Genomic DNA, 20,597 nt, shown 5'->3' on the forward strand with positions numbered 1-20,597 from the left:
CGCGCCGCGTCGCTGCGGGGCGCCTGCGGAGGCTCGGGCGAGACCGCAGTGGGATGAAGTCTTCTGCCGGGAGGGAACCTCGTCAAACGTTTTCGAAAACAGTTTCCGTGCCCCTGCTCGCGCGACTACGCTGGCGTGTCATGGGGGCTCGCACCACGATCCACGACGTCGCGAGAGCGGCGGGTGTCTCGGTCTCGACCGTCTCGAAAGCGGTCAACGGCCGGTACGGGATAGCGGATGCCACGGTGCAGCGGGTGCTCGATGCCGTCAAGGACCTCGGCTACGAGTCGAGTCTCGTCGCGAGCAGCATGCGCGCACGACGCACCGGGGTGGTCGGGGTGCTCCTGGCGGACTTCGAGCCGTTCAGCGCCGAGATCCTCAAGGGCGTCGGCGCGGCCATGCACGACACAGGTTTCGACCTGCTCGCCTACGCCGGATCGCACCACGGAGCGAGCGACGGGTGGGAGCGGCGATCGCTCAGCAGGCTCTCGGGCACGCTGATCGACGCGGCGATCATGGTGACCCCCACGGTCGTGAGCGCGGGCACCGAGATCCCGGTCGTCGCCGTCGATCCGCACACCGGACGGGCCGATCTGCCGACGGTCGAATCCGACAGCTTCGGCGGAGCGCTCGCCGCCACCCGACACCTGATCGAGCTCGGTCACCGGCGCATCGGATTCCTCGCCGGACGACCGGACCTGAGGTCGGCGGGACTCCGCGACGCGGGCTATCGCCGAGCTCTCACAGATGCGGGCATCCCGATCGACCCCTCACTGATCGGTGTCGGTCGCTACGAGCTCGAGGCGACCAGAGAATCGGCGCGCACCATGCTGAGTGCAGCGTCGCGTCCGACCGCGGTGTTCGCCGCGAACGATCTCTCGGCGATCGCGGTGATCGACGTGGCGCACCAGCTCGGTCTGCGGGTTCCGGCAGACCTGTCGGTCGTCGGGTTCGACGACGTGCCCGAGGCGACCAGGCGCGCACTGCCGCTCACCACGATCCAGCAGCCGATGCGCCGGCTCGGGGCGGTCGCGGCAGAGATGGTCTTCACGCTCCTCTCGGGCGGTGAGATCGACGAGATGAACGTGATCCTGCCGACGAGGCTCGTGGTGCGGGCTACGACGGCCGCGCCGCCTCGGTGACCTCGCGTGTTCCGACGACCTCGCGCACGTGCTGCCATGCGGCATCCGAATGCGTCTCTGCGAGCCGCGCGAACTCGCTGACACTGCGTCCTCCTGGCCACTCGGCGGGGAGCATCGCCGGAGGAAGACCCGGGTCGATATAGGGCAGCACCCGCCAGCTGTCGATCAGGTGCAGGTACGCCGCGAACGATCCATCGGGCAGAGTCGTGAGCGAACGCTGGAAGGCGAGGTGCTCGGCGCGCAGCGCGTCGAGGTCCCACCACTCGGCGGCGGCCTCGGGAAGCGTGTGCGGTGTCGAGGGGGTGCCCGCCTGGAACAGCGTCACCCAGGCGCGGGCGTCGAGCTCGGCGACGATCTGCTCGACCTCGCCCTGCAGGTGTCCGGGGCAGATCCACAGCGCGGGCGACACGACTCCCGCCCCGATCCACTGCAGTCGGCGGCGCAGCTGGTGCCGCACGCTGCGGGCACTCTCGGGGATCGAGAACGAGATCAGGCACCAGGTGTCGGCATCCGTCATCTCGCGCATCTCGAAGATGCGGCGATCTCCGCGCTCGAGCATCGGCTCGGCATCCGGGTTCAACCGATAGCCGATCGCGTGCCTGCGCTCGGCGAGCAGCAGCCCCTTCTGCTTGAGGCGGGTGATGCCGGTGCGCGCCTGCGCCGTCGGGATGCCGAGGTCGCCGGCGAGGGACACGAGGTCGGCCGCCGAGATCCACCCGCCGAGCGGGCGCAGGTAGAGGCCGATCAGAGTGCGCAGCAGGGACGCAGTGCTTCCCGGGCGGGCATCGATGTCGTCGAGCACGGGGGCGTCTCCGACCCGCTCGACCCGCTCGACGGGCTCAGCGGTCATGCGATTCCAGGGCGTCACGCACCGCCAGCACCCCGGTGAGTGTCTCGACGTGCGAGGTGCTGAGCGGTGAGAGCCCCAGGCGGATGCCGTCGGGGAAGCGGAAGTCGGGAATGATGCCGTCGGCCCACAGGCGCTGCGTGACCGCGCGGAAGTCGGGGTGACCGATGGTCACGTGGCCGCCGCGCAGCTCGGCGTCGCGGGGGCTGAGCAGTCGCACGTCGAGCGGAGCGAGCAGCTCGTCGTAGGCACGCAGGGCGAAGTCGGTGAGGGACTTCGCCTTCTCACGGATGCCGTCGATGGTCGACTGCTCGATCAGGTCGAGCATCCCCTGCATCGCGACCATCGAGGTCACCGGGGGAGTGCCGCTGAGCAGCTGGCGGATGTCGCCCGCAGGCACGTACTCCGGGCCCATCGCGAAGATGTCGTCCGCACTCCACCAGCCCTGGATCGGCTGGCGCAGCACGCCCTGATGCTCGCTGCGAAGATACGCGAATGCCGGCGAGCCCGGGCCGCCGTTGAGGTATTTGTACGTGCAACCGACCGCCATGTCGACGCCCCACTCGTCGAGCTGCATCGGGATGATGCCGGCCGAGTGGCAGAGGTCCCACATCATCAGTGCACCGACCTCGTGCACGGCGTCGGTGATCGCGGGCATGTCGGCCAGCGCGCCCGAGCGGTAGTCGACGTGGCTCAGTGAGACGAGCGCGGTCTTCTCGGAGATCGCTGCGACCACGTCGGCCACCTGCACGCCGTGCACCGGATCGGGTTCGATCCAGCGCACCGTCATGCCGGTCTCGGCGGCGACGCCCACGGCCATGAAGCGATCGGTCGGGAAGTTGCCCGCCTCGATGACGAGCTCGGTGCGCGACCCGCTGGCGGTCAGGGCCGCGCGCATGAGCTTGTAGATCAGCACGCTCGTCGAGTCGGCCACGACCGTCTGCCCGGCCGCAGCGCCGAGGGTGAGGCTGCCGATGCGGTCGCCGAGCTCCATCGGCAGCGTCATCCACTGCTCGTCCCACGAGCGGATCAGGCGCGTGCCCCAGTCGTCGCGGACGAACGCGGCGAGCCGGTCGGCAGTCTCACGCAGCGGGCGGCCGAGCGAGTTGCCGTCGAGGTAGGCGCCGACGCCGGGGGCATCGGCGAAGGCATCGAGGTGCGCGCGCAGCGGGTCGGCGGCGTCGAGAGCGCGCGCTGCGGCGAGGAGCTCGGCGTCGGTGCGGGTGGATTCGGTGCGGGTGGTGTCGGTCATGTCATGCCTTCAGATCAGCGCTGGTCAGCGGGCGGGCGAGTGTCGGATCGGCGGCGGTGCCGAGGTCGGTGTCGGGGCCGGGGCCGGGAAGCAGCAGAAGGAGGGAGGCAGGATCGCGAGGATCCTGCGGAGCGAGGGCTCGGAGCAGGTCGATGCCGCTGACGCCGGCGTCGTGGAGTGACGCGATCTCATCGCGGTTCACGCCGACGGGCGTCGGACCGTTGCCCATATCGGTGCCGTATCGCACGGTGCCGCCGGCTGCATGGAAGCGGCGGAGGTTCTCGACGGCCGTGGCTCGGGCATCGGCATCGTGGACCGCGAGAGTGGAGCACCACGTCACGGATGCCGCCTGGGCGATGATCTCGGCGTCGTCGAGCCGCTCGGTGAACGGGGCGTGGGCGAGTGCGGCGGCGCCGAGGCGGGCCGTTCGCTGTGCTTCTCCCGGGCCTTCGGCATGGGCGACGACGGGCAGTCGGTGTGCGGTCGCGGCCTCGACGATCGTCCGGAACAGGTCGTCGTCGAACACCGGTCCGGCGGTGCTGTTGCTCGCGACCTTGATGCAGGATGCTCCGGCATCCGCCATCTCGGACACGGCCGCCCGGGCAGCCGTCGCGTCTGCGATCTCGCGGAACGAGCCTGCGGGTGCCCAGTCGCGGTCGGAGGGATAGCCCCCGACCGGCGTCAGGAACGCTCCGGCGAACTCGACGGCGACGGTGTGGAGGTCGGCTTCCTGCTGTTCGTTGAGCGAGGGAGCGCCAGCGACCGAGACGAAACGCGCCGAAGCGGCGAGCGCGGTGATGGTGGTGGGGTTCGCGCCGAGGTCGACCACGCGGCCGAGCGTCGAGTCCCGCAGCAGTGCGTGGTCGACGAGCTGCAGGTGCACGTGGTGGTCGGTGAAGCCGCCGACGATGACGCCGTCGAGCGGGCGAAGGTCGGTGGTGGGAGGCTCGTCGCGCAGCAGCATCCGTCCGTCGACGAGGTCGATGATGCCGTCGCGCCATCGTTCGCCGTCGAAGAAGGTCGCAGCTTTCATCAGCCGCCGATCTCGGTGCGCACCGTGTACAGCTCGGGGAAGAACGTCAGATCGAGAGCGCGCTGCAGGAAGCCGACGCCGCTCGATCCGCCGGTGCCGACCTTCATGCCGATGGTGCGCGCGACGGTCTTCAGATGGCGGAAGCGCCAGAACTGGAAGTTGTCTTCGAGATCGACCAGGTCTTCGCAGGCTTCGTAGAGGTCCCAGTGCTGCTGGTGGTTCTGATAGATCTCGCGGATCGCGGGCACCAGCTCAGGGGTCTCGCGGTAGGGCATGCGCACATCGCGGTCGAGGATCTCGGCCGGGATAGGGAGGCCGCGTCGCGAGGCATAGCGCAGGAACTCGTCGTAGAGAGTCGGCTTGTGCCATTCGGCGGTGAGCAGCGCGAGGTTGGCGGGGTGGTCGCTGAAGACGCTCAGCATCTTCTCGTTCTTGTTGCCGAGTGCGAACTCGACCGCGCGGTACTGCACGGACTGGAAGCCCGAGGAGTTGCCGAGCGCTCCACGGAACTGCGCGTATTCGGTGGGGGTGAGGGTCGCGAGGATCGCCCACTGCTGGGTCATGACGTCTTGAATGCGCTTGACGCGCGCGACCCGCTTCAGTGCCTCGCGCAGGTCATCGCTGGCGAGCAACTCGCGGGCCGACGACAGCTCGTGCAACAGCTGCTTGAGCCAGAGCTCGGTGGTCTGGTGCTGGATGATGAACAGCAGCTCGTCGTGGTGCTCGGGAACACTGACCGGATGCTGCGCGGTGAGCAACTGGTCGAGCGCCAGGTAAGACCCGTAGGTCATGCGGCCGGACAGATCGGTGACGATGCCGGCCTCGAGCTCGCGCTCGTTGTTCTCGGTGCTCATGGGACGCTTCCTGTCGTGGGGGACAGGAAGAACATATAACAATCGTGGCGAGCGTCACAACAGTGAAATGTTCACGATGCCCGGTCGTTGAGCGAAGACGACGAAGTCGCCTGAGACGAAACGGCGTGAGCCGATCTCGCATCGCAGTGCGTTTCGTCTCGCTCGGCTCCGCCGTGCTCGCTCAACGACCGGTGGGTGGCGTGTGCTCGGCGTCAGAGCCTCGGCGTGCGCGGGGGAGGGGTGCGGCGCTCGCCGGGCTGCCCGATCGCCTCGAAGCTCGCCGCAAGACGCAGCAGTGCGGTGTCGTCGTAGGCGCGACCCGCGAAGGTGAGACCGATCGGCATGCCGATGTCGCTCATGAGGCCCATCGGCACGGTCACGGTCGGGATGCCGAGGTGGCGCACGGTCAGGTTGCCGTTGGCGATCCAGGTGCCGTTGCGCCATCCGAGGTCGGCGGATGCCTCGTTCACGTCCATGTCGGCCGGACCCACGTCGGCCACGGCCGGGAAGGCGACGGCATCGAGCTCGTGCTCGTCCATCCAGTCCTCCAGATCGATCCGACGGGTCTCCTCGAGCCCGCGCAGTCCGTCGGGCAGCTCGGGCATGTCCTCGAACCCGATACCCGGGTTGTCGCGAACCCAACCCGGGTACTCGGCGATGTCATCGTCGAAGCCGGCGTAACGGTCGGGAAGTGCACCCTCGGGATGCGGGAAGATCGTCGCCCCGTTGACCTCGGCGAGCGTGTGCAGGGCCGGGTCGCCGTTCGCCTGCAGGAAGTCCTCCCAGCCCCACGCAGACAGATCGACGATCTCGCGGCGCAGGTACTCGGGCGTGACGAGCCCACGGGTCGCGATGGTGGGTGCGCCAGGTCGGTCGCCCTCGTAGTTCGACACCACCGGGAAGTCGACCTCGACGACCGTCGCGCCGGCGGCCTCGAGATCTCGCCGAGCCGCATCCCAGCGAACGATCACGGAGGCGCGGGTCTCGATGCGCTGCCCGGTGGGGCCTCCGATGCCGGGCTCGTCAGCCGTGCCGGCATCCGGGTCCGCGTTGATATACATGCGGGGGATGCCGATGCGCGTGCCGCGCAGTGCGGTCTGGGCCTCGGCCGCCAGGGCAGCGTATGAAGGCGGGCGCACCTCCGACGACGACGGCAGTGTCACCCACGGCTGCGCGCGCCAGAAGTCGCCGCGCACCTCGGCGTCGTCGGCGACGATCACGTCGAGCACCTCGAGCAGGTCGGCCATCGTGCGGGCATGCGGCACGACGACGTCCATCGTCGGCACGAGCGGCCAGTTGCCCCGGGTCGAGATCACGCCACGCGAGGGTGTGTAGGCGCACAGCGCGTTGTTGGTGGCCGGTCCGCGGCCGCTCGACCAGGTCTCTTCGCCCAGACCGAATGCCGCGAAGCTCGTCGCGGTGGCGGTGCCCGAGCCGTTCGACGAACCGGACGCGAAGGGTGCGGTGAGGAACTCGGCGTTGTACGGACTCTCGGCGCGGCCGTAGACCCCCCGCTGCATGCCGCCGTTGGCCATCGGCGGCATGTTCGTGAGGCCGAGGCAGATCGCGCCACCCGCGCGCAGACGCTCGATGGTGAACGCGTCGCGCTGGGCGATGAGATCGGCGAACGCGGGGCTGCCCGCGGTGGCGGTGAGGCCGCGCACCAGATAGCTGTCCTTCGCGGTGTACGGGATGCCGTCGAGCGGCCCCCACGTCTCGCCGCGTGCCCGGCGGGCATCGGACGCCTCGGCCTCGGCGCGGGCCTCGGGGCTCAGTACCACCACGGCGTTCAGGGCCTTCTCGGTGTCCGGCCCGTCATACGCGGCGATGCGTGCGAGGTAGCCGTCGACCAGCTCGACGGCTGTCACCGAGCCGGTCTCCAGCGCTCGCCGCAGATCGGCGATGGAGGCCTCGACGACGTCGATCATGCGATCGCCCCCACGCTCGGCTGCTGCTGGGTGATGCAATGGATGCCGCCGCCCCGATCGAAGAGCGGGCGTGCGTCGACGGTGATCACCCGGCGACCTGGATAGGCGTCGGACAGGATCCCCCGTGCTGCGGCATCCGCCTGGGCGTCGCCGAAACCGCACGCGACCACGCCGTCGTTCGTGACCAGGTGGTTGACGTAGCTCCAGTCGACGAATCCCTCGTCGTCACGCAGGGTCGCAGGCGCAGGCAGGCCGATGACCTCGAAGCGGCGGCCGGCGGCATCCGTCTGCTGCTCGAGGTGCGCGCGCAGATCGCGCGTCACGGTGTGATCGGGATGGTCGGGGTTGGGCTGCTCGTGCAGCAGGAGGCGGCCGGGGGAGACGAGCGTGGCCACGATGTCGACGTGTCCGTTCGTGCCGAAATCGTCGTAGTCGCGCGTGAGTCCCCGCGGCAGCCACACAGCCTTCGTGGCGCCGATCATGCGGGCCATCTCGGCCTCGACGCGCTGCCTGTCGGCGAAAGGATTGCGCCGGGGATCGAGCTGCACGGTGTCGGTGAGCAGCACCGTGCCCTCGCCGTCGACGTGGATGCCGCCGCCCTCGTTGACGAGGGTCGAGCTCACGAGCTCTGCGCCGACCGCGCCGGCGATGATTCTCGCGTGCTGCGCCGCCTTCTGCCACTGCGCCCACGCCGGCGCTCCCCAGCCGTTGAAGATCCAGTCGACCGCGCCGAGCACTCCGGGGCGCTCGTCGTCGATCACGAACGTCGGTCCGGAATCACGCATCCAGAACTCGTCGACCGGAGCCTCGACGAGGTCGATGGCGCTGCTGAGCATCCGACGCGCGCGGGGGATCTCGGCGGGGTCGACGAGCATCGTGACCGGCTCGAACTCGGCGACCGCGTGGGCGACGGCCGTCCACGTGGCATAGCCCTCTTCGCGCTCGGCGGCGGACTCGCCCAGGGTCGGCCCTTCGGCGGGGAACGCCATCCAGGTGCGGTCGTGGGGTGCCGTCTCGGCGGGCATGTGCCAGGCCATGTCTGTCTCCCTCGTCGCCGATCGCCACCTCGGAATCGAGGAGTCGTGATCGCTATTGAACACGTGTCCAACGAGTGCTACGGTAGCCCGTGATGAACAACACGTCAAGAGCCGCCGAGCCGCGTCGGCTGCCACCCGAAGAGCGAGAGCGCTCGATCGTTCGGGGCGCCGTGACGCTGGCGACCGAGAGCGGGCTCGAGGCACTCACCGTGCGTGCCGTCGCCGCGCGAGTCGGCGTCACGCCGGCGCTCGTCGCTCACTACCGGCCCGTGATGGAGTCGTTCGTCGCCGAGATCTTCACGACGATCGTCGCGGCCGAGCGCGAAGAGGTGATCGCCTCGTACGACGCCTCCGTCGATCTGCGCACGAATCTGCTGCGTCTCATCGAGACACTTCTCGACGATGAGCGCGACGACGTCGCGATGGTGTGGGTGCAGTCGTGGGCGCTGGGTGCGCGCAACGAGGCTCTCGGCGCGCGGGTGCGGGTCGAGATGGACCTCTGGCACAGCGCTCTCGAAGACCTGATCGCCCGAGCGATCGCCGACGACCTGGTGGAAGGCCCGGTGCTGAGAGAAGACCCGGTGCTGAGAGAAGACCCGGTGCTGAAAGAAGACCCGGCGCGGGTCGACCCGGCGCTGAGAGAAGACCCGGCGCGGGTCGACCCGGCATCCGCGGCGTGGATGTTGCTCGCCATGGTCGACGGCATGAGCGCGCACTCCCTCGTCCACTGGGCGCCGCGCGATCGGGCCGATCTCGCTCGCCGCACACTCGCCGCCGTTCTCGATGTGCCGGTCGAGACGCCGACCACCTCGCTCGACGCCGCACAGCCCGCAGGAATCCACAGGTAAGGACAGCTCATGGGAGCAGAACGCATGCACGCGGCATCGCCCGAGTCGACGGCGATCGTCGACGCGGTGCTCGACTACTCGCGGCGAAGGATGCTCGCCGCCGACGTGCCGCTCGACAAGCCGCAGTCGCCCGCAGAGCTCAACCGGCTGGTCGGCACCACGATCACGGATGCCGGGCTCGGCTCGCAGCGCGCCCTGAGCGTCTTCGAGCACATCCTCGCCCCTGCGTGCCTCACGACGAGCCATCCGTCGTACCTGTCGTTCATCCCCACCGCGCCGACGATCGCGTCGATCGCGTTCGACCTCGTGGTCTCGGCATCCGGTCTCTACGGAGGCAGCTGGCTCGAGGGAGCCGGAGCAGTGCACGCCGAGAACGAGGTGCTGTCATTCCTCGCCACCGAGTTCGGGCTGCCCGACACCGCCGGCGGGGTGTTCGTGCAGGGCGGCACGATCGGCAACCTCTCGGCCCTGGTCGCCGCGCGCGAGGCGGCGAAGGCGAGACTGCTCGACGCCGGCAAAGAGCTGCCTCATCGCTGGAAGATCGTATGCAGCGTCGAAGCGCACTCGTCCAACAAGTCGGCGGCGAAGGTCATGGATGCCGACGTGCTGCTGGTGCCCGCCGGCGACGACGGCGTGCTGCGGGCCGAAGCGGTGCGCGAAGCGCTCACCGAGCACGGCGACGAGATCTGCGCGGTGGTCGTCACCGGCGGATCGACGAACTTCGGCATCGTCGACGACATCGCAGGCGTCGCCGCCCTGAAAGACGAGTTCGACTTCTGGCTGCATGTCGACGGTGCCTACGGGCTCACCGCGATGCTCGTTCCCGAGGCCCGCGGGGTGTTCGCCGGGGTCGAGCGTGCCGACTCGGTGATCGTCGACCCGCACAAGTGGCTGTTCGCGCCGTTCGACTGCTGTGCTCTCCTCTACCGCGACCCCGACGCCGGGCGCCGCGCCCACACCCAGCACGCCGAATACCTCGACACGCTGACCGACGCCGGCGACTTCAGTCCGTCGGACTACTCGATCCAGCTGACGCGGCGTCCGCGCGGCCTCCCGCTGTGGTTCTCGCTCGCGACCTACGGCGTGACCGCGTATCGCGAGGCGGTGAGCGCGACCCTCGCCCTCACACAGAAGATCGCCACCGAGATCGCCTCGCGCCCCGAGCTGCGCCTCGTGCGCGACCCGCAGCTGTCGGTCGTCGTCTTCGAACGCGAGGGATGGGAGCGCGAGGACTACGACCGGTGGTCTGACGAGCTGCTCGACTCGCAGCGTGCTTTCGTCGTGCCGAGCTCGCACCGCGGACGGCCGAACACGCGCTTCGCGATCCTCAACCCGCTCACGACCTTCGACGACCTCGTCGGCATCCTCGACACCATGAAGTAGTCCGAGAACCCCTCAGCGTGTGGTGTTCGCGTTCAGGAAGTCGATCGTCTTCTGCAGAGCGGTCCGCGCGTCAGGCATGTCGAGGTGGAACTGGTACTCGTGCGGCAGCGCCGGTTCGTGCGGCGCCGGCCAGAACAACGTGGTCACATCGACGCCGAGCTCGTCGAGGCGCTTCGCCATCGGAATCGACTGCAGCCAGGTGAGCCCATCGCCGTTGCCGCCCGAGATGTAGGTCGGGGGGAAGTCGGCGGTGACCCAGTCGATCGTCGACATGGTGGCGCCGGTCGAATCCTCGGCCCAGGTCTTGGTGCCGGAGTACGCCCACATCGAGGTCTTGAGCCCCCACCCGACGACTCCATCGAGCGCTGCCAGGGCGGCGAGGTCGTAGACGCCGCAGTTGAGCACGGTCGCCACGACCTGCTCGGCATCGAGAGACGGAGTGATGTCCATGATCTCGGCGTAGTCGGGGCTCGTCATCAGCGTCGCCATCTGGCTGGCGAGCTGGCCACCGGCGGAGTCTCCGGCGAGCACGATCTGGGTCGGGTCGACGTTCAGCTCATCGGCGTGCGCATCGATGTAGGCGAGCGCGTCGTTGAGCTGGTGCACCGCGAGCGGATACACGCCCTCGGGGCCGATCGTGTAGTTCACGGCGATGGTCGTGTATCCCTCGGCGGCGAGGATGCGCATGTACGGATCGACGTTCTCCTTCGCGCCCGAGATCCAGGCCCCGCCGTGGATCCAGACCACGGTCGGCAGCGGGCCGGTGGCGGATGCCGGTGTGAAGACGTCCATCGTGGTGTCGGCGCCCGCATCTCCATAGGCGACATCGAGCTGCTCGGTGAGCTTCGTGTCGGGCACGTGCCTGTCCATCTCGGCGGCGGTCTCGTCGCCGCCCTTCGTGAACACCGCGCGGATCAGCATCGCCGATGGCCAGGGCGTGAGCGCACCGATGACCGCGATCACGGCGGCGATGGCGACGATCAGACCGAGCGCGACCTTCGTTCGATGCCACGGACGGCGGTCCCTTTTCGGGCCGGTGGACTCAGCAGGCGCGGTCGCAGTCATGGAAACCCCTCTCCGCGCATCATCTTGGCAGTATTCCGGTCGGATTCGGCGCGGATTCGGCGGAGGGCAGGCACAGGCTGTCCGCTGCGCGACACCGCGATCGCATACGGTGAATCGAGAGGGCCCACGCCGACGCGATCGACCCTCGTCTTTCCCTCTGGAGTATCTGATGTCCCCTTCTGCGCGCCCGGAACGCTCGACGACGCCCGCACGCGGAGCCGGGGCGACCACCGTCGGAGGGGTCTTTCGCGAGGGAGTCTGGGGCAGGGGGCGCCGTGCGCGCTCGGCGCTCTCGATCGCAGGCTTCTGCGCACACCAGCTCGCCGAGGTCATGGTCCCCATCGCGGTCGGCGTGGTGATCGACCGGGCCATCAAGCCCGGTGATCCGGTGGCGCTGGGATGGGCCCTGGCCTTTCTCGTCGTGGTGTTCGCCGTGCTCATCTGCTCCTGGCAGGTCGGCGACCGTGCAGGCACGAAGGTCTACGCGCAGGGCGAGCATGCATTGCGCCAGGGAGTCCTCGGCCTCGCGCTGCGCCGTCGCACCCGACGGCCTGCGGGAGAAGTGCTGACGATCTCGTCGTCGGATGCGGGGGAGACTGCGGGCTTCTTCTGGGTCATCGCCGAGCAGGCGGCAGCGGCGACCGCAGTGCTGGTGGCCTGCATCACCCTGCTCGTGATCGCCTGGCCGCTGGCCCTCGCCGTCGTGATCGGCACGCTCGTGCAGGCGCTCGTCGTGCATGCGGTCAGCGGAGGGCTGCGACGCCGCGGGTACGAGGCGCAGAAGCAGGCGGCCAGACTCGACGCCGTGAGCACCGACTTCGCCACGGGGCTCAGGGTGCTCGGCGCGCTCGGGGGAGCATCCCGCGCTGCCGACCGGTACGTCGCGGAGAGCGCGGTCGCTGCCGAAGCCGCCTACCGTGCCGAGAAGGCGGCGGCGGGACTCACCGCACTGAACATGCTGGTCAGCGGCCTCGTCTTCACCGGTATCGCCGTGCTCGGCGGCCGGCTCGTGCTCGACGGCGTCATCACGATCGGCGGGTTCGTCACCGCCATGGGCCTCGCCCAGACGATCCGCGGGCCGCTGCAGGCGCTCGGCTACCTGCCCGCACAGATCGCCTCGAAGCACGGTTCGGCCACTCGCATCGCGGAATTCACGGCAGAAGCGGAATTCACGGCAGAAGCGGGGTTCACGGCAGAAGCGGAGTTCAGGGCAGAAGCGGAGTCGACGGCAGAGCCAGGATCCACGCTCACCACGGTGGATGACGGCAGCAGGCCGGTGCACGAGACGTCTGCCGCGACGATCCCCGAAGACGTCATCGCCCGGCTCACCGTCGAAGGGACCGCACTCGACATTCCGGCCGGCCGGGTCACCGGCATCCGTGCCGACCCCGAGCGCGCCGTCGATCTCGCCCGACTCTTCGGCGGGCTGCGGGAACCCGAGCCGGGTGAGCTCGTGATCGACGACCGTGACGCGGTTCATCTGGGTCACGAGGGCCTGCGCGCCGAGGTCTTCGCACCGCCGCACGACGCGGCGGTGTTCACCGGAACGGCCGCCGAGAACATCGCGGCCGAGATCGACCACGCCCGACTCGAAGCATCCGCATTCGATGAGGTCGTCGAGCGGCTGCCAGACGGGCTCGACGAGAAGGTGGGCGAGAGGGGCCTGCGGCTGTCGGGCGGGCAGCGTCAACGGCTGCTGCTCGCACGGGCCCTGCACCAGCCGCAGCGCCTGGTGGTGCTGCACGAGCCGACCACCGCGATCGACCCGATCACCGAGGCGCAGGTCGCCGCAGGACTCGCTGCCGAGGGGCGCACGATCGTGCTGCTGACCGATCGCGCATCACTGCTGTCGAGCTGCCATCGCGTGCACGACCTGCGGGGTGCGAGCGCATGAACGACCAGAAGCTCCCGATCGCGACCCGCAGCGACACGGCTCGAGGACTCGCTGCGGCCCTCGGCAGGCGTCGAGGACTCGTGACCGCCGCCCTCGTGACGCTCTGCGCGGGCGTCGGCGCGGCACTTCTCGCCCCCTGGATCATCGGACTGATGGTCGACGACATCATCGGCGGCGGTGCGTCGCTGCTGCCGTTCGGTCTCGCGCTCGCCGGATCCATCGCGGCCGGTGCGGTGCTGACCTGGGTGGGCCGCGTGCTGCTCGCCCGCCTCGGCCAGGGCACGATCCGCGACGTGCGCGAGGGGGCGTTCCGCACGGCCCTCGCGCAGCCGACGGCACGCATCGAAGCGGCGGGCACCGGAGACCTGGTCGCCCGACTGTCGGGTGACGTCCGGGCCGTCGGGCAGGTCGTCGAAGACGCCTTGCCCGCCTTCCTGACCGCACTCTTCGGCATCGTGCTGAGCCTGCTCGGCATGGGCCTGATGGACTGGCGCTTCGCGCTCGCCGCGCTGCTCGTGGCCCCGATCCAGTACTTCTCGCTCCGCTGGTTCCTGCGCCGATCCGCGCCGGTCTACCGCGAGCACCGCGTGGTCGTCGCCGAGCGCGGTCAGCGCACGATCGAAGCCGTTCGCGGCGTCGACACGGTGCGGGCCCTCCGCACAGAGGAGCACCACCTCGAGCGCATCGCAGAGTCGAGCGAAGAGGCCATCGCGCTCGAAGTGCGGGCGACCTGGGTGCGCAACGACTTCAACGTCTTCCTCAACGGCGCGGAACTCGTCGGCCTGGCCGCGGTGCTCACTGTCGGCTACCTGCTCGTCACCGGCGGCGAGGTCGAGCTGGGCGCGGCGACGGCGGCGGCGCTGTACTTCCTCGGACTGTTCGGGCCGATGGGCAGCCTGCTGTACCGGATCGACGATCTGCAGGATGCCGGGGCCAGCCTCGCGCGTCTCTTCGGTGTGATCGGTCTGTCGACACCGAGCCCCCGCGAAGCTCCCGACAGGGCGGGACGCGACGGCATCCGGGGAGGGGTGGAGGTCGATGGACTGACCTTCGGGTACCGCGACGACCGCCGGGACCTCGACGCGGTCTCGCTGTCGATCGCGCCGGGGGAGCGGATCGCGATCGTCGGCGCGAGCGGTGCGGGCAAGACGACGCTCGCGCGTGTGCTGTCCGGCGCCCTGCCGGTGGGCAGGGGCGATGTGCGCCACGACGGGGTCGGGATCGAGCACTGGCATCCGCATGATCTGCGCGATGCGGTCGTGATGCTCAGCCAGGAGCCGCACGTGTTCGCGGGCACCGTGCGAGACGACCTCGCGCTCTTCAGCGAGGCCGATGACGACAGGATGCGCGCGGTGATCGCGCAGCTCGGCGCCGACTGGATCCTCCGTCTGCCAGACGGCCTCGACACCGAGATCGGCGAGGCCGGGCATCCGCTCACGCCGGGGCAGGCGCAGCACCTCGCCCTCGTGCGGGTGGCGCTGTCGGCCGCATCCGTCGTGATCCTCGACGAGGCGACGGCCGAGGCCGGGTCCGCCGATTCGGAGGTGCTCGATCTGGCGTCGCTCGGAGCGATCGGACACCGCACCGGCATCGTGATCGCGCACCGGCTGAGCCAGGCAGCCGCGGCCGACCGCATCCTCGTCATGAAGGACGGTCGGGTCGTGCAGTCGGGATCGCACGACGATCTCGTGCAGGCGTCGGGCCCGTACGCCGAGCTGTGGGCGGCCTGGACCGCCTGGTGAGCTCGAGCCTTCCGGTGACGGACGGTTCGCGGAGCGTGTGACGACAGTCGGACCGATTCGCCCCGTTTCTCCGCAGATCGTCCGTTCGTCCGCAGATCGTCGGCGTGATCCTCGGTCTCAGCGCCCGGCGAGCACCGATGCCGTGTCGCTCACGGTGATCTGCGGCGGATAGAGGCCCATGACCTGCACGGCGGCGGCGTGATTCTCGGCAGTCGATCCCGCGCACGCGTCGGCGGCGATCGTGACGTGTGCCCCGGCATCCGCTGCCGCCAGTGCGGTCGAGATCACGCAGCAGTCGGTCGAGACGCCGGCGAGCACGACGTGCGCGCCATGACCGACGATCTCCTCGATCTCGCTGCCCCACTTGCCGAACGTCGGCAGATCGAGAGTCGGATGCGACGACAGCCCGACCGCGTCGGAGACGAGGTCGAACAGCGCATCCGTCGGCGGCCGATCGGCGAACGGCCAGGCCGCGAAGTACGCGCCCCACGAGGTCGAGCGGTCGGCGGTCGGCATCCACCGAGTGACGAGAATCCTGTCGCCGAACGACGCGGCGAGCTCCCGGATGCGGGGCATGGCGTCTGCGAAGAACGGCGAACCCCATGCCGAGTCGGGCGAGGCGAAGATCGTCTGCGGGTCGATCACGACCAGCCAGGGCTGGGGCCGTGAGCTGGTCGAACCCTGGGTCCCTGAGCCCGTCGAACCCTGGGTCCCTGAGCCTGTCGAACCCTGGGTCCCTGAGCCTGTCGAACCCTGGGTCCCTGAGCCTGTCGAAGGGCCCGTCACGCCCCCTGCTCCTGCCGGCGGATCTTCCCGGCCCGCGCGAACCAGGTGACCATGAATGACAGCACGAGGGCGAAGAAGACGCCGAGGTTCGCATACGCCCAGTCGCCGTCGACACCGCCGACGAGGCCGAGCAGGTAGCCCTGCCAGTTGTTCCACGGTGCCGCGTCCGCGAATCCGTTGAGCACGAAGCCCCACCCGATCACACTCGCGACCACCATGGTGCCGATCGAGATCCAGTCCCAGGCGCCGTACCGACCGCGGCTGTCGAACAGCGCCTCGTCGTCGTAGTCCTTCTTGCGGCGCAGGATGTCGGCGATCAGGATGCCCGCCCACGAGGCGAGCGGCACGCCGAGCGTGATGAGGAAGCTCTGGAACGGGCCGAGGAAGTCGGTGGAGAAGAACACGACGTAGATCGTGCCGATGGTCAGGATCACACCGTCGATCGCCGCGGCGGACGGGCGCGGGATGCGGATGCCGAGGCTCAGCAGCGTGAGGCCCGACGAGTAGATGCCCAGCACCGCGCCCGAGACCAGTGCCAGCACGGCGGTGAGCAGGAACGGCACGAGCACCCAGATGGGCAGGATCGTCGCGAGCGCGCCGATCGGGTCGGCGGCGATCGCAGCGCTGAGCTCATCGTCGGAGCCCGCGAGCAGCAGACCGAAGACCACGAGCAGCACCGGGGCGATCGATCCGCCGATGGTGTTCCAGGCGACGATCGCGCCGTCGGATGCCGTGCGCTTCTGGTAGCGCGACCAGTCTGCGGCGATGTTGATCCAGCCGAGGCCGAACCCGGTCATCACCATCACCAGCGCGCCGATGACCTGTCCGATGCCGCCGTCGGGTCGGGCCATCACGGCGGCGATGTCGATGCTCGGGGCAGCGAGCACGATGTAGAGGATCGTCACGGCGCCGGTCACCCAGGTGAGCACCGACTGCAGCTTCATGATCGTGTGATAGCCGAGCACCGAGGCCGCGACGATGAGGGCAGCGACGATCACGGTCGCGGTGATCTTCAGCGCGATGCTGTCGCCGTCGCCGCCGAGCTGTGTGATGACGGTGGCGGTGGCGAGCACGGCCATGATCGCCAGGAACGTCTCCCAGCCGATCGAGGTCAACCACGAGACGATGCCGGGCACCTTCTGCCCCTGCACGCCGAAGGCGGCACGCGACAGCACCATCGTCGGCGCCGATCCGCGCTTGCCCGCGATGGCGATGAGTCCGCAGAGCAGGAACGACACGACGATGCCGATGACAGAGACGATCGTGGCCTGCCAGAACGAGATCCCGAAGCCGAGCACGAACGAGCCGTACGACATGCCGAACACCGAGACGTTGGCTGCGAACCACGGCCAGAACAGGTCGCTCGGCTTCGCCGTGCGCTCGGATTCGGGGATGATCTCGATGCCCGCGCGCTCGATGAGAGCAGGCTTGATGTCCGTCATGCCATCATCCTGGCACTCCGGGGGCGCTGCGGGGGTCAGTGGGGGTGCTGCGGGGGTCAGCCGGCGAAGAATGCTCCCGCGACGCGGGTGAGGTCGTGCAGGTCCGAGACTCCGGCCAGCTCACGGGCCGAGTGCATCGACAGGATCGGGATGCCGACGTCGACCGTGCGGATGCCGAGGCGCGTCGCCGTGATCGGGCCGATCGTCGATCCGCACGGCACCGTGTTGTTCGACACGAACTCCTGGGTCGTGACGTCGGCGTCGTCGCACCAGCGGCGCCACGCGGCGGAGCCGATCGCATCCGTCGCGTATCGCTGGTTGGCGTTGAGCTTGAGGATGGGCCCTGACCCGAGCACCGGCTGCACGACGGGGTCGTGCTTGTGGGCGTAGTTCGGGTGCACCGAGTGGCCGACGTCGCTCGAGAGGCACCACGACGACGCGAAGGCGCGGCGGCGCTCGGAGTCGTCGGCGCCGAGCGCGTCGTAGATGCGGCCGAGGATGTCTTCGAGCAGGGGGCCTGCCGCGCCGGAGCGCGAGTTCGAGCCGAGCTCCTCGTGATCGAAGGCTGCGAGGATCGCGATGGGGGTACCTTCCTGGGCCCTTGCACCTGCACCTTCCTGGGCCCCTGCACCTGCACCTTCCTGGGTCCCTGAGCCTGTCGAAGGGCCCGCCAGCGCCACGACCCCGGCGTGCACCGAGGCCAGGTCGTCGAGGCGTCCTGAGGCGAAGAACGCGTCGTCCTTGCCGAACACGGCGCCGCGCGCGGTGTCGGCGATCACCACGTCGTAGCCGCGGATGTCGGATGCCGAGACGCCGGCGGACTCGGCGAGCTCGGCCAGGATGTCGGCCTGAGACGGGTCGCCCACACCCCAGACCGGCTGGGTCTGGTACTGCTTGTCGAGGGCAAGGCCGGTGTTCGCCTCGCGGTCGAGGTGCACGGCCAGCTGGGGGAGTCGCAGCAGGGCGCCGGTGTCGGCGAGCACGACGCGGCCGTCGGCGAGCGCCAGGCGGCCGGCGAGGCGCAGCTCGCGGTCGAGCCAGGAGTTCAGCAGCGGACCGCCGTAGACCTCGACGGCGGCCTGCAGCCAGCCCTTCGAGCCGGTGGTCGGCTGCGGCTTGAGCTTGAATCCGGGGGAGTCGGTGTGCGCGCCGAGCACGTGCGAGGGAGTGATGGCGGTGGCGTCGGTCGGGATCGTCCACGCGATCGCGGCGCCGTCGCGGACGACGACGTAGCGTCCACCGGGGGTCAGCGTCCACGCATCCTCTTCGGCGAGACGCTCGAACCCGGCATCCTCGAGGCGCCTGGCCACCTCGGCGGCGGCGTGATAGCTCGAGGGCGAAGCGGCGACGAAGTCGGCGAGATCCTCGGCGTGGGCGAGTGCATCCGGGGTGACGGGCATGAGCGACCTTCCTGAAGGGGGTCCTTCGATCGTAATCGGGTCGTGTGCCCGGACTCGTTGAAGGGAGGTCGGCACAGGCCGTTCACCGGCCGGACACCTGCATCCCCTATCGTCGATCTCGATAGCGCCTAGGGTTCCGGGGATCGCACGCACTCCTGCGAGTGCGAGCGTCCCGTCTGGTCCGAGCGGCGCCACGGTGCTCCTCCGCAGGAGCGCCGTCATCTGACAGGACAAAAGCCCGGAGGACCCTGTTCGTCGCGCCGTGCGACGGGCGGAAGGGTCTGTCATGTCTTCTCTCGCCTTCGTCCTCGTCATGGCCGCGGCCGTGACCCACGCGGCCTGGAACGTCATCGCGCACGGGGTGAGCAGAGCCGGGATGCCGTTCCTCTGGTGGGGTGCGGTCGGCGGCACGGTCGTGTGGATCGGAGTCATCCCATTCACGGGCGGACTCGGTACCGACGATGTGCTCGCGTTCCTTCTCGGCGTCGGGGTCTCGGCGGTCATGCATGTCGTGTACATGGCCGTACTGCAGCGCGGATACCGCGAAGGCAACCTGTCGACCGTGTACGCGACAGCGCGCGGGACAGGGCCGTTCCTGTCGGTGCTCGTCGCGGTGCTCCTGCTCGGGGAACGGCCGTCGCAGGTCGCGCTGCTCGGTGTGGCGGCGATCATCGTCGGCGTGGTGGCGATCGGGCTCGTGGATCGCGGGCGATCGGATGCATCGACGCGTGGCCGCATCGACCCGGGGCTCGTCTTCGGTCTGCTCACCGGTGTCGCGATCGCCGTCTACACGATCTGGGACGCGCACGCCGTGCGCACGTGGAGTCTGTCCCCGGTGGCGTTCATGGTCGGCACGATGCTGCTCGAGATCCCCTTCTACTCGATCGGGGTGCGGCGCAGGTGGCGCGCTGTCTGGACGCTCGGGCGCATGCAGTGGAAGCGCATCGTCGCGTTCAGCATCCTCTCGCCGCTCTCGTACATCCTGGTGCTCACCGCGATCCAGATCGCTCCCGTGGCCCTCGTCGCGCCCCTGCGCGAGGTGAGCGTGGTGCTCGTGAGCCTGTTCGGCGTGTTCGCATTGAAGGAGAGTCGGCCCGGATGGCGGATCGCCGCGTCGGCGGTCGTGGTGGCGGGGATCGTGTTGCTCGCACTGTGAGAGCCGGTGTGCCTGCGACTGCTTCGTGCCTGTTGCTGTTGGTCTGCCAGTGCCTGCAGGTACAGCTGTGAGAATGGATGACGTGGTCGTGTCCTGGTCGTATCGCTCGAGTGCCCTGTCGGATGCATCGTGGGTGGCAGAGATGCGCGCCGTGGTCATGAAGCCCGATCTCGAACGGCTCGGCCGGTTCGACCCGGTGCGGGTGCGGCAGAGGTTTCTGGACGCCTTCGAGCCGCAGCTCACGCGTGTGATCGTGGCCGAGGGAGTCGACGTCGGGACGATCGCTGTGCGGCCGGCAGCGGATGCCGTGTGGATCGAGCACTTCTATCTGTCGCCCGAGTGGCAGGGTCGCGGACTGGGCGGAGCTGTGTTGGGGGCGACGCTCGCCGAGGCGCGTGGTGATGCGAGCCGCGCACCGTATCGATTGAACGTGCTGCAGGGCAGCGCGGCGAGGCGACTGTACGAACGACACGGCTTCGTGGTCGAGAGTGAAGACGAGGTCGACGTGTTCATGAAGAGGGTGCCGGTTCTGTGAGCGTGTCGGTTTCGGGTCACTGAGCCTGTCGAAGGGTGGGGTCCCTGAGCCTGTCGTTCTTGGGTCCGTGAGCATGTCGAAGGGTTGAGTCCCTGAGCCTGTCGAAGGGTTGGGTCACTGAGCTGTCGTTTTTGGGGTCCTTGAGCGTGACTGGTGGGGTCCCTGAGCGTGACCTGTTGGGTCCCTGATTGTGACTTGTTGGGTCCGTGAGCCTGTCGTTTTTGGGTCCCTGAGCTTGTCGAAGGGCCGTGGG

The 20,597-nt window shown here is 69.2% G+C and carries 17 protein-coding genes; 7 read left to right on the top strand and 10 right to left on the bottom strand.

Translation table 11 applies throughout. The annotated features are described in order from the left end of the window. Window positions 1-140 precede the first annotated feature (140 nt). Entirely contained in the window at window positions 141-1,142 is a 1,002-nt protein-coding gene (locus ACZZZN_RS00950; RefSeq protein WP_463503394.1) for a LacI family DNA-binding transcriptional regulator, read from the top strand. Here ACZZZN_RS00950 and ACZZZN_RS00955 read toward each other — a convergent pair. The 6 genes from ACZZZN_RS00955 to ACZZZN_RS00980 form a co-directional block, all read right to left on the bottom strand. Further along, window positions 1,117-1,992 carry a PaaX family transcriptional regulator gene (locus tag ACZZZN_RS00955; protein WP_463503395.1) on the bottom strand — a complete coding sequence of 292 codons (876 nt, stop codon included), beginning with the start codon at window positions 1,990-1,992 and terminating at the stop codon, window positions 1,117-1,119. The genes ACZZZN_RS00950 and ACZZZN_RS00955 overlap by 26 nt on opposite strands. Continuing rightward, on the bottom strand, window positions 1,982-3,241 hold the full coding sequence (locus ACZZZN_RS00960; RefSeq protein WP_463503396.1) for a kynureninase: 1,260 nt from the start codon (window positions 3,239-3,241) through the stop codon (window positions 1,982-1,984). Before ACZZZN_RS00960 ends, ACZZZN_RS00955 begins: the two co-directional genes overlap by 11 nt. Window position 3,242: 1 nt before the next feature. Beyond that, window positions 3,243-4,274 (bottom strand): amidohydrolase family protein, encoded by a 1,032-nt coding sequence (locus ACZZZN_RS00965; RefSeq protein WP_463503397.1) that lies wholly within the window; start codon window positions 4,272-4,274, stop codon window positions 3,243-3,245. Continuing rightward, window positions 4,274-5,128: a tryptophan 2,3-dioxygenase gene (locus tag ACZZZN_RS00970; protein WP_463503398.1), complete on the bottom strand. Its 855-nt coding sequence runs from the start codon at window positions 5,126-5,128 to the stop codon at window positions 4,274-4,276. Before ACZZZN_RS00970 ends, ACZZZN_RS00965 begins: the two co-directional genes overlap by 1 nt. A 212-nt stretch (window positions 5,129-5,340) precedes the next feature. After that, window positions 5,341-7,056 (bottom strand): amidase, encoded by a 1,716-nt coding sequence (locus tag ACZZZN_RS00975; protein ID WP_463503399.1) that lies wholly within the window; start codon window positions 7,054-7,056, stop codon window positions 5,341-5,343. Further along, window positions 7,053-8,093 (bottom strand): agmatine deiminase family protein, encoded by a 1,041-nt coding sequence (locus ACZZZN_RS00980; protein WP_463503400.1) that lies wholly within the window; start codon window positions 8,091-8,093, stop codon window positions 7,053-7,055. The genes ACZZZN_RS00975 and ACZZZN_RS00980 overlap by 4 nt, the downstream gene beginning before the upstream one ends. Before the next feature lie 92 nt (window positions 8,094-8,185). Here ACZZZN_RS00980 and ACZZZN_RS00985 point away from each other — a divergent pair, with 92 nt between their 5' ends. Continuing rightward, window positions 8,186-8,941 (top strand): TetR/AcrR family transcriptional regulator, encoded by a 756-nt coding sequence (locus ACZZZN_RS00985; RefSeq protein ID WP_463503401.1) that lies wholly within the window; start codon window positions 8,186-8,188, stop codon window positions 8,939-8,941. A gap of 9 nt (window positions 8,942-8,950) precedes the next feature. After that, complete coding sequence (locus ACZZZN_RS00990; protein WP_463503402.1) at window positions 8,951-10,324, top strand: pyridoxal phosphate-dependent decarboxylase family protein; 1,374 nt, start codon at window positions 8,951-8,953, stop codon at window positions 10,322-10,324. Window positions 10,325-10,336: 12 nt separating this feature from the next. On the opposite strand, the gene ACZZZN_RS00995 is transcribed toward ACZZZN_RS00990, so the two are convergent. Beyond that, window positions 10,337-11,389 carry an alpha/beta hydrolase gene (locus ACZZZN_RS00995; protein ID WP_463503403.1) on the bottom strand — a complete coding sequence of 351 codons (1,053 nt, stop codon included), beginning with the start codon at window positions 11,387-11,389 and terminating at the stop codon, window positions 10,337-10,339. Window positions 11,390-11,558: 169 nt separating this feature from the next. Between ACZZZN_RS00995 and ACZZZN_RS01000 the strand changes: the two genes are divergently transcribed. Together ACZZZN_RS01000 and ACZZZN_RS01005 are read left to right on the top strand one after the other, a co-directional pair. Continuing rightward, window positions 11,559-13,283 carry an ABC transporter transmembrane domain-containing protein gene (locus ACZZZN_RS01000; protein WP_463503404.1) on the top strand — a complete coding sequence of 575 codons (1,725 nt, stop codon included), beginning with the start codon at window positions 11,559-11,561 and terminating at the stop codon, window positions 13,281-13,283. Further along, window positions 13,280-15,025 carry an ABC transporter ATP-binding protein gene (locus tag ACZZZN_RS01005; protein ID WP_463503405.1) on the top strand — a complete coding sequence of 582 codons (1,746 nt, stop codon included), beginning with the start codon at window positions 13,280-13,282 and terminating at the stop codon, window positions 15,023-15,025. The genes ACZZZN_RS01000 and ACZZZN_RS01005 overlap by 4 nt, the downstream gene beginning before the upstream one ends. Before the next feature lie 117 nt (window positions 15,026-15,142). On the opposite strand, the gene ACZZZN_RS01010 is transcribed toward ACZZZN_RS01005, so the two are convergent. The 3 genes from ACZZZN_RS01010 to ACZZZN_RS01020 all read right to left on the bottom strand — a co-directional run bounded on the left by ACZZZN_RS01010 (window position 15,143) and on the right by ACZZZN_RS01020 (window position 18,653). Then, entirely contained in the window at window positions 15,143-15,676 is a 534-nt protein-coding gene (locus ACZZZN_RS01010) for a cysteine hydrolase family protein (RefSeq protein ID WP_463506523.1), read from the bottom strand. A gap of 131 nt (window positions 15,677-15,807) precedes the next feature. Continuing rightward, window positions 15,808-17,253 carry a purine-cytosine permease family protein gene (locus ACZZZN_RS01015; RefSeq protein WP_463503406.1) on the bottom strand — a complete coding sequence of 482 codons (1,446 nt, stop codon included), beginning with the start codon at window positions 17,251-17,253 and terminating at the stop codon, window positions 15,808-15,810. Window positions 17,254-17,309: 56 nt separating this feature from the next. Next, window positions 17,310-18,653 (bottom strand): M18 family aminopeptidase, encoded by a 1,344-nt coding sequence (locus ACZZZN_RS01020; protein ID WP_463503407.1) that lies wholly within the window; start codon window positions 18,651-18,653, stop codon window positions 17,310-17,312. Between the two features lie 286 nt (window positions 18,654-18,939). On the opposite strand from ACZZZN_RS01020, the gene ACZZZN_RS01025 reads away from it, so the two are divergent. Together ACZZZN_RS01025 and ACZZZN_RS01030 are read left to right on the top strand one after the other, a co-directional pair. Then, on the top strand, window positions 18,940-19,809 hold the full coding sequence (locus tag ACZZZN_RS01025; protein ID WP_463503408.1) for an EamA family transporter: 870 nt from the start codon (window positions 18,940-18,942) through the stop codon (window positions 19,807-19,809). A 73-nt stretch (window positions 19,810-19,882) separates the two neighbouring features. After that, window positions 19,883-20,344, top strand: coding sequence for a GNAT family N-acetyltransferase (locus tag ACZZZN_RS01030; protein ID WP_463503409.1), 462 nt, complete (start codon window positions 19,883-19,885; stop codon window positions 20,342-20,344). Window positions 20,345-20,597: the final 253 nt, after the last annotated feature.

This window comes from Microbacterium sp. AC145, from assembly GCF_979258505.1.

Excerpts from the sequence above, each read along its gene's own strand:
- ACZZZN_RS00995 (WP_463503403.1), bottom strand. The coding sequence starts at position 11,389 with ATGACTGCGACCGCGCCTGCTGAGTCCACCGGCCCGAAAAGGGACCGC.
- ACZZZN_RS00950 (WP_463503394.1), top strand. The coding sequence starts at position 141 with ATGGGGGCTCGCACCACGATCCACGACGTCGCGAGAGCGGCGGGTGTC.
- ACZZZN_RS00960 (WP_463503396.1), bottom strand. The coding sequence starts at position 3,241 with ATGACCGACACCACCCGCACCGAATCCACCCGCACCGACGCCGAGCTC.
- ACZZZN_RS01005 (WP_463503405.1), top strand. The coding sequence starts at position 13,280 with ATGAACGACCAGAAGCTCCCGATCGCGACCCGCAGCGACACGGCTCGA.
- ACZZZN_RS00965 (WP_463503397.1), bottom strand. The coding sequence starts at position 4,274 with ATGAAAGCTGCGACCTTCTTCGACGGCGAACGATGGCGCGACGGCATC.
- ACZZZN_RS00955 (WP_463503395.1), bottom strand. The coding sequence starts at position 1,992 with ATGACCGCTGAGCCCGTCGAGCGGGTCGAGCGGGTCGGAGACGCCCCC.
- ACZZZN_RS01030 (WP_463503409.1), top strand. The coding sequence starts at position 19,883 with ATGGATGACGTGGTCGTGTCCTGGTCGTATCGCTCGAGTGCCCTGTCG.
- ACZZZN_RS00980 (WP_463503400.1), bottom strand. The coding sequence starts at position 8,093 with ATGGCCTGGCACATGCCCGCCGAGACGGCACCCCACGACCGCACCTGG.
- ACZZZN_RS01025 (WP_463503408.1), top strand. The coding sequence starts at position 18,940 with ATGTCTTCTCTCGCCTTCGTCCTCGTCATGGCCGCGGCCGTGACCCAC.
- ACZZZN_RS00970 (WP_463503398.1), bottom strand. The coding sequence starts at position 5,128 with ATGAGCACCGAGAACAACGAGCGCGAGCTCGAGGCCGGCATCGTCACC.
- ACZZZN_RS01000 (WP_463503404.1), top strand. The coding sequence starts at position 11,559 with ATGTCCCCTTCTGCGCGCCCGGAACGCTCGACGACGCCCGCACGCGGA.
- ACZZZN_RS00990 (WP_463503402.1), top strand. The coding sequence starts at position 8,951 with ATGGGAGCAGAACGCATGCACGCGGCATCGCCCGAGTCGACGGCGATC.
- ACZZZN_RS01020 (WP_463503407.1), bottom strand. The coding sequence starts at position 18,653 with ATGCCCGTCACCCCGGATGCACTCGCCCACGCCGAGGATCTCGCCGAC.
- ACZZZN_RS01015 (WP_463503406.1), bottom strand. The coding sequence starts at position 17,253 with ATGACGGACATCAAGCCTGCTCTCATCGAGCGCGCGGGCATCGAGATC.
- ACZZZN_RS00975 (WP_463503399.1), bottom strand. The coding sequence starts at position 7,056 with ATGATCGACGTCGTCGAGGCCTCCATCGCCGATCTGCGGCGAGCGCTG.
- ACZZZN_RS00985 (WP_463503401.1), top strand. The coding sequence starts at position 8,186 with ATGAACAACACGTCAAGAGCCGCCGAGCCGCGTCGGCTGCCACCCGAA.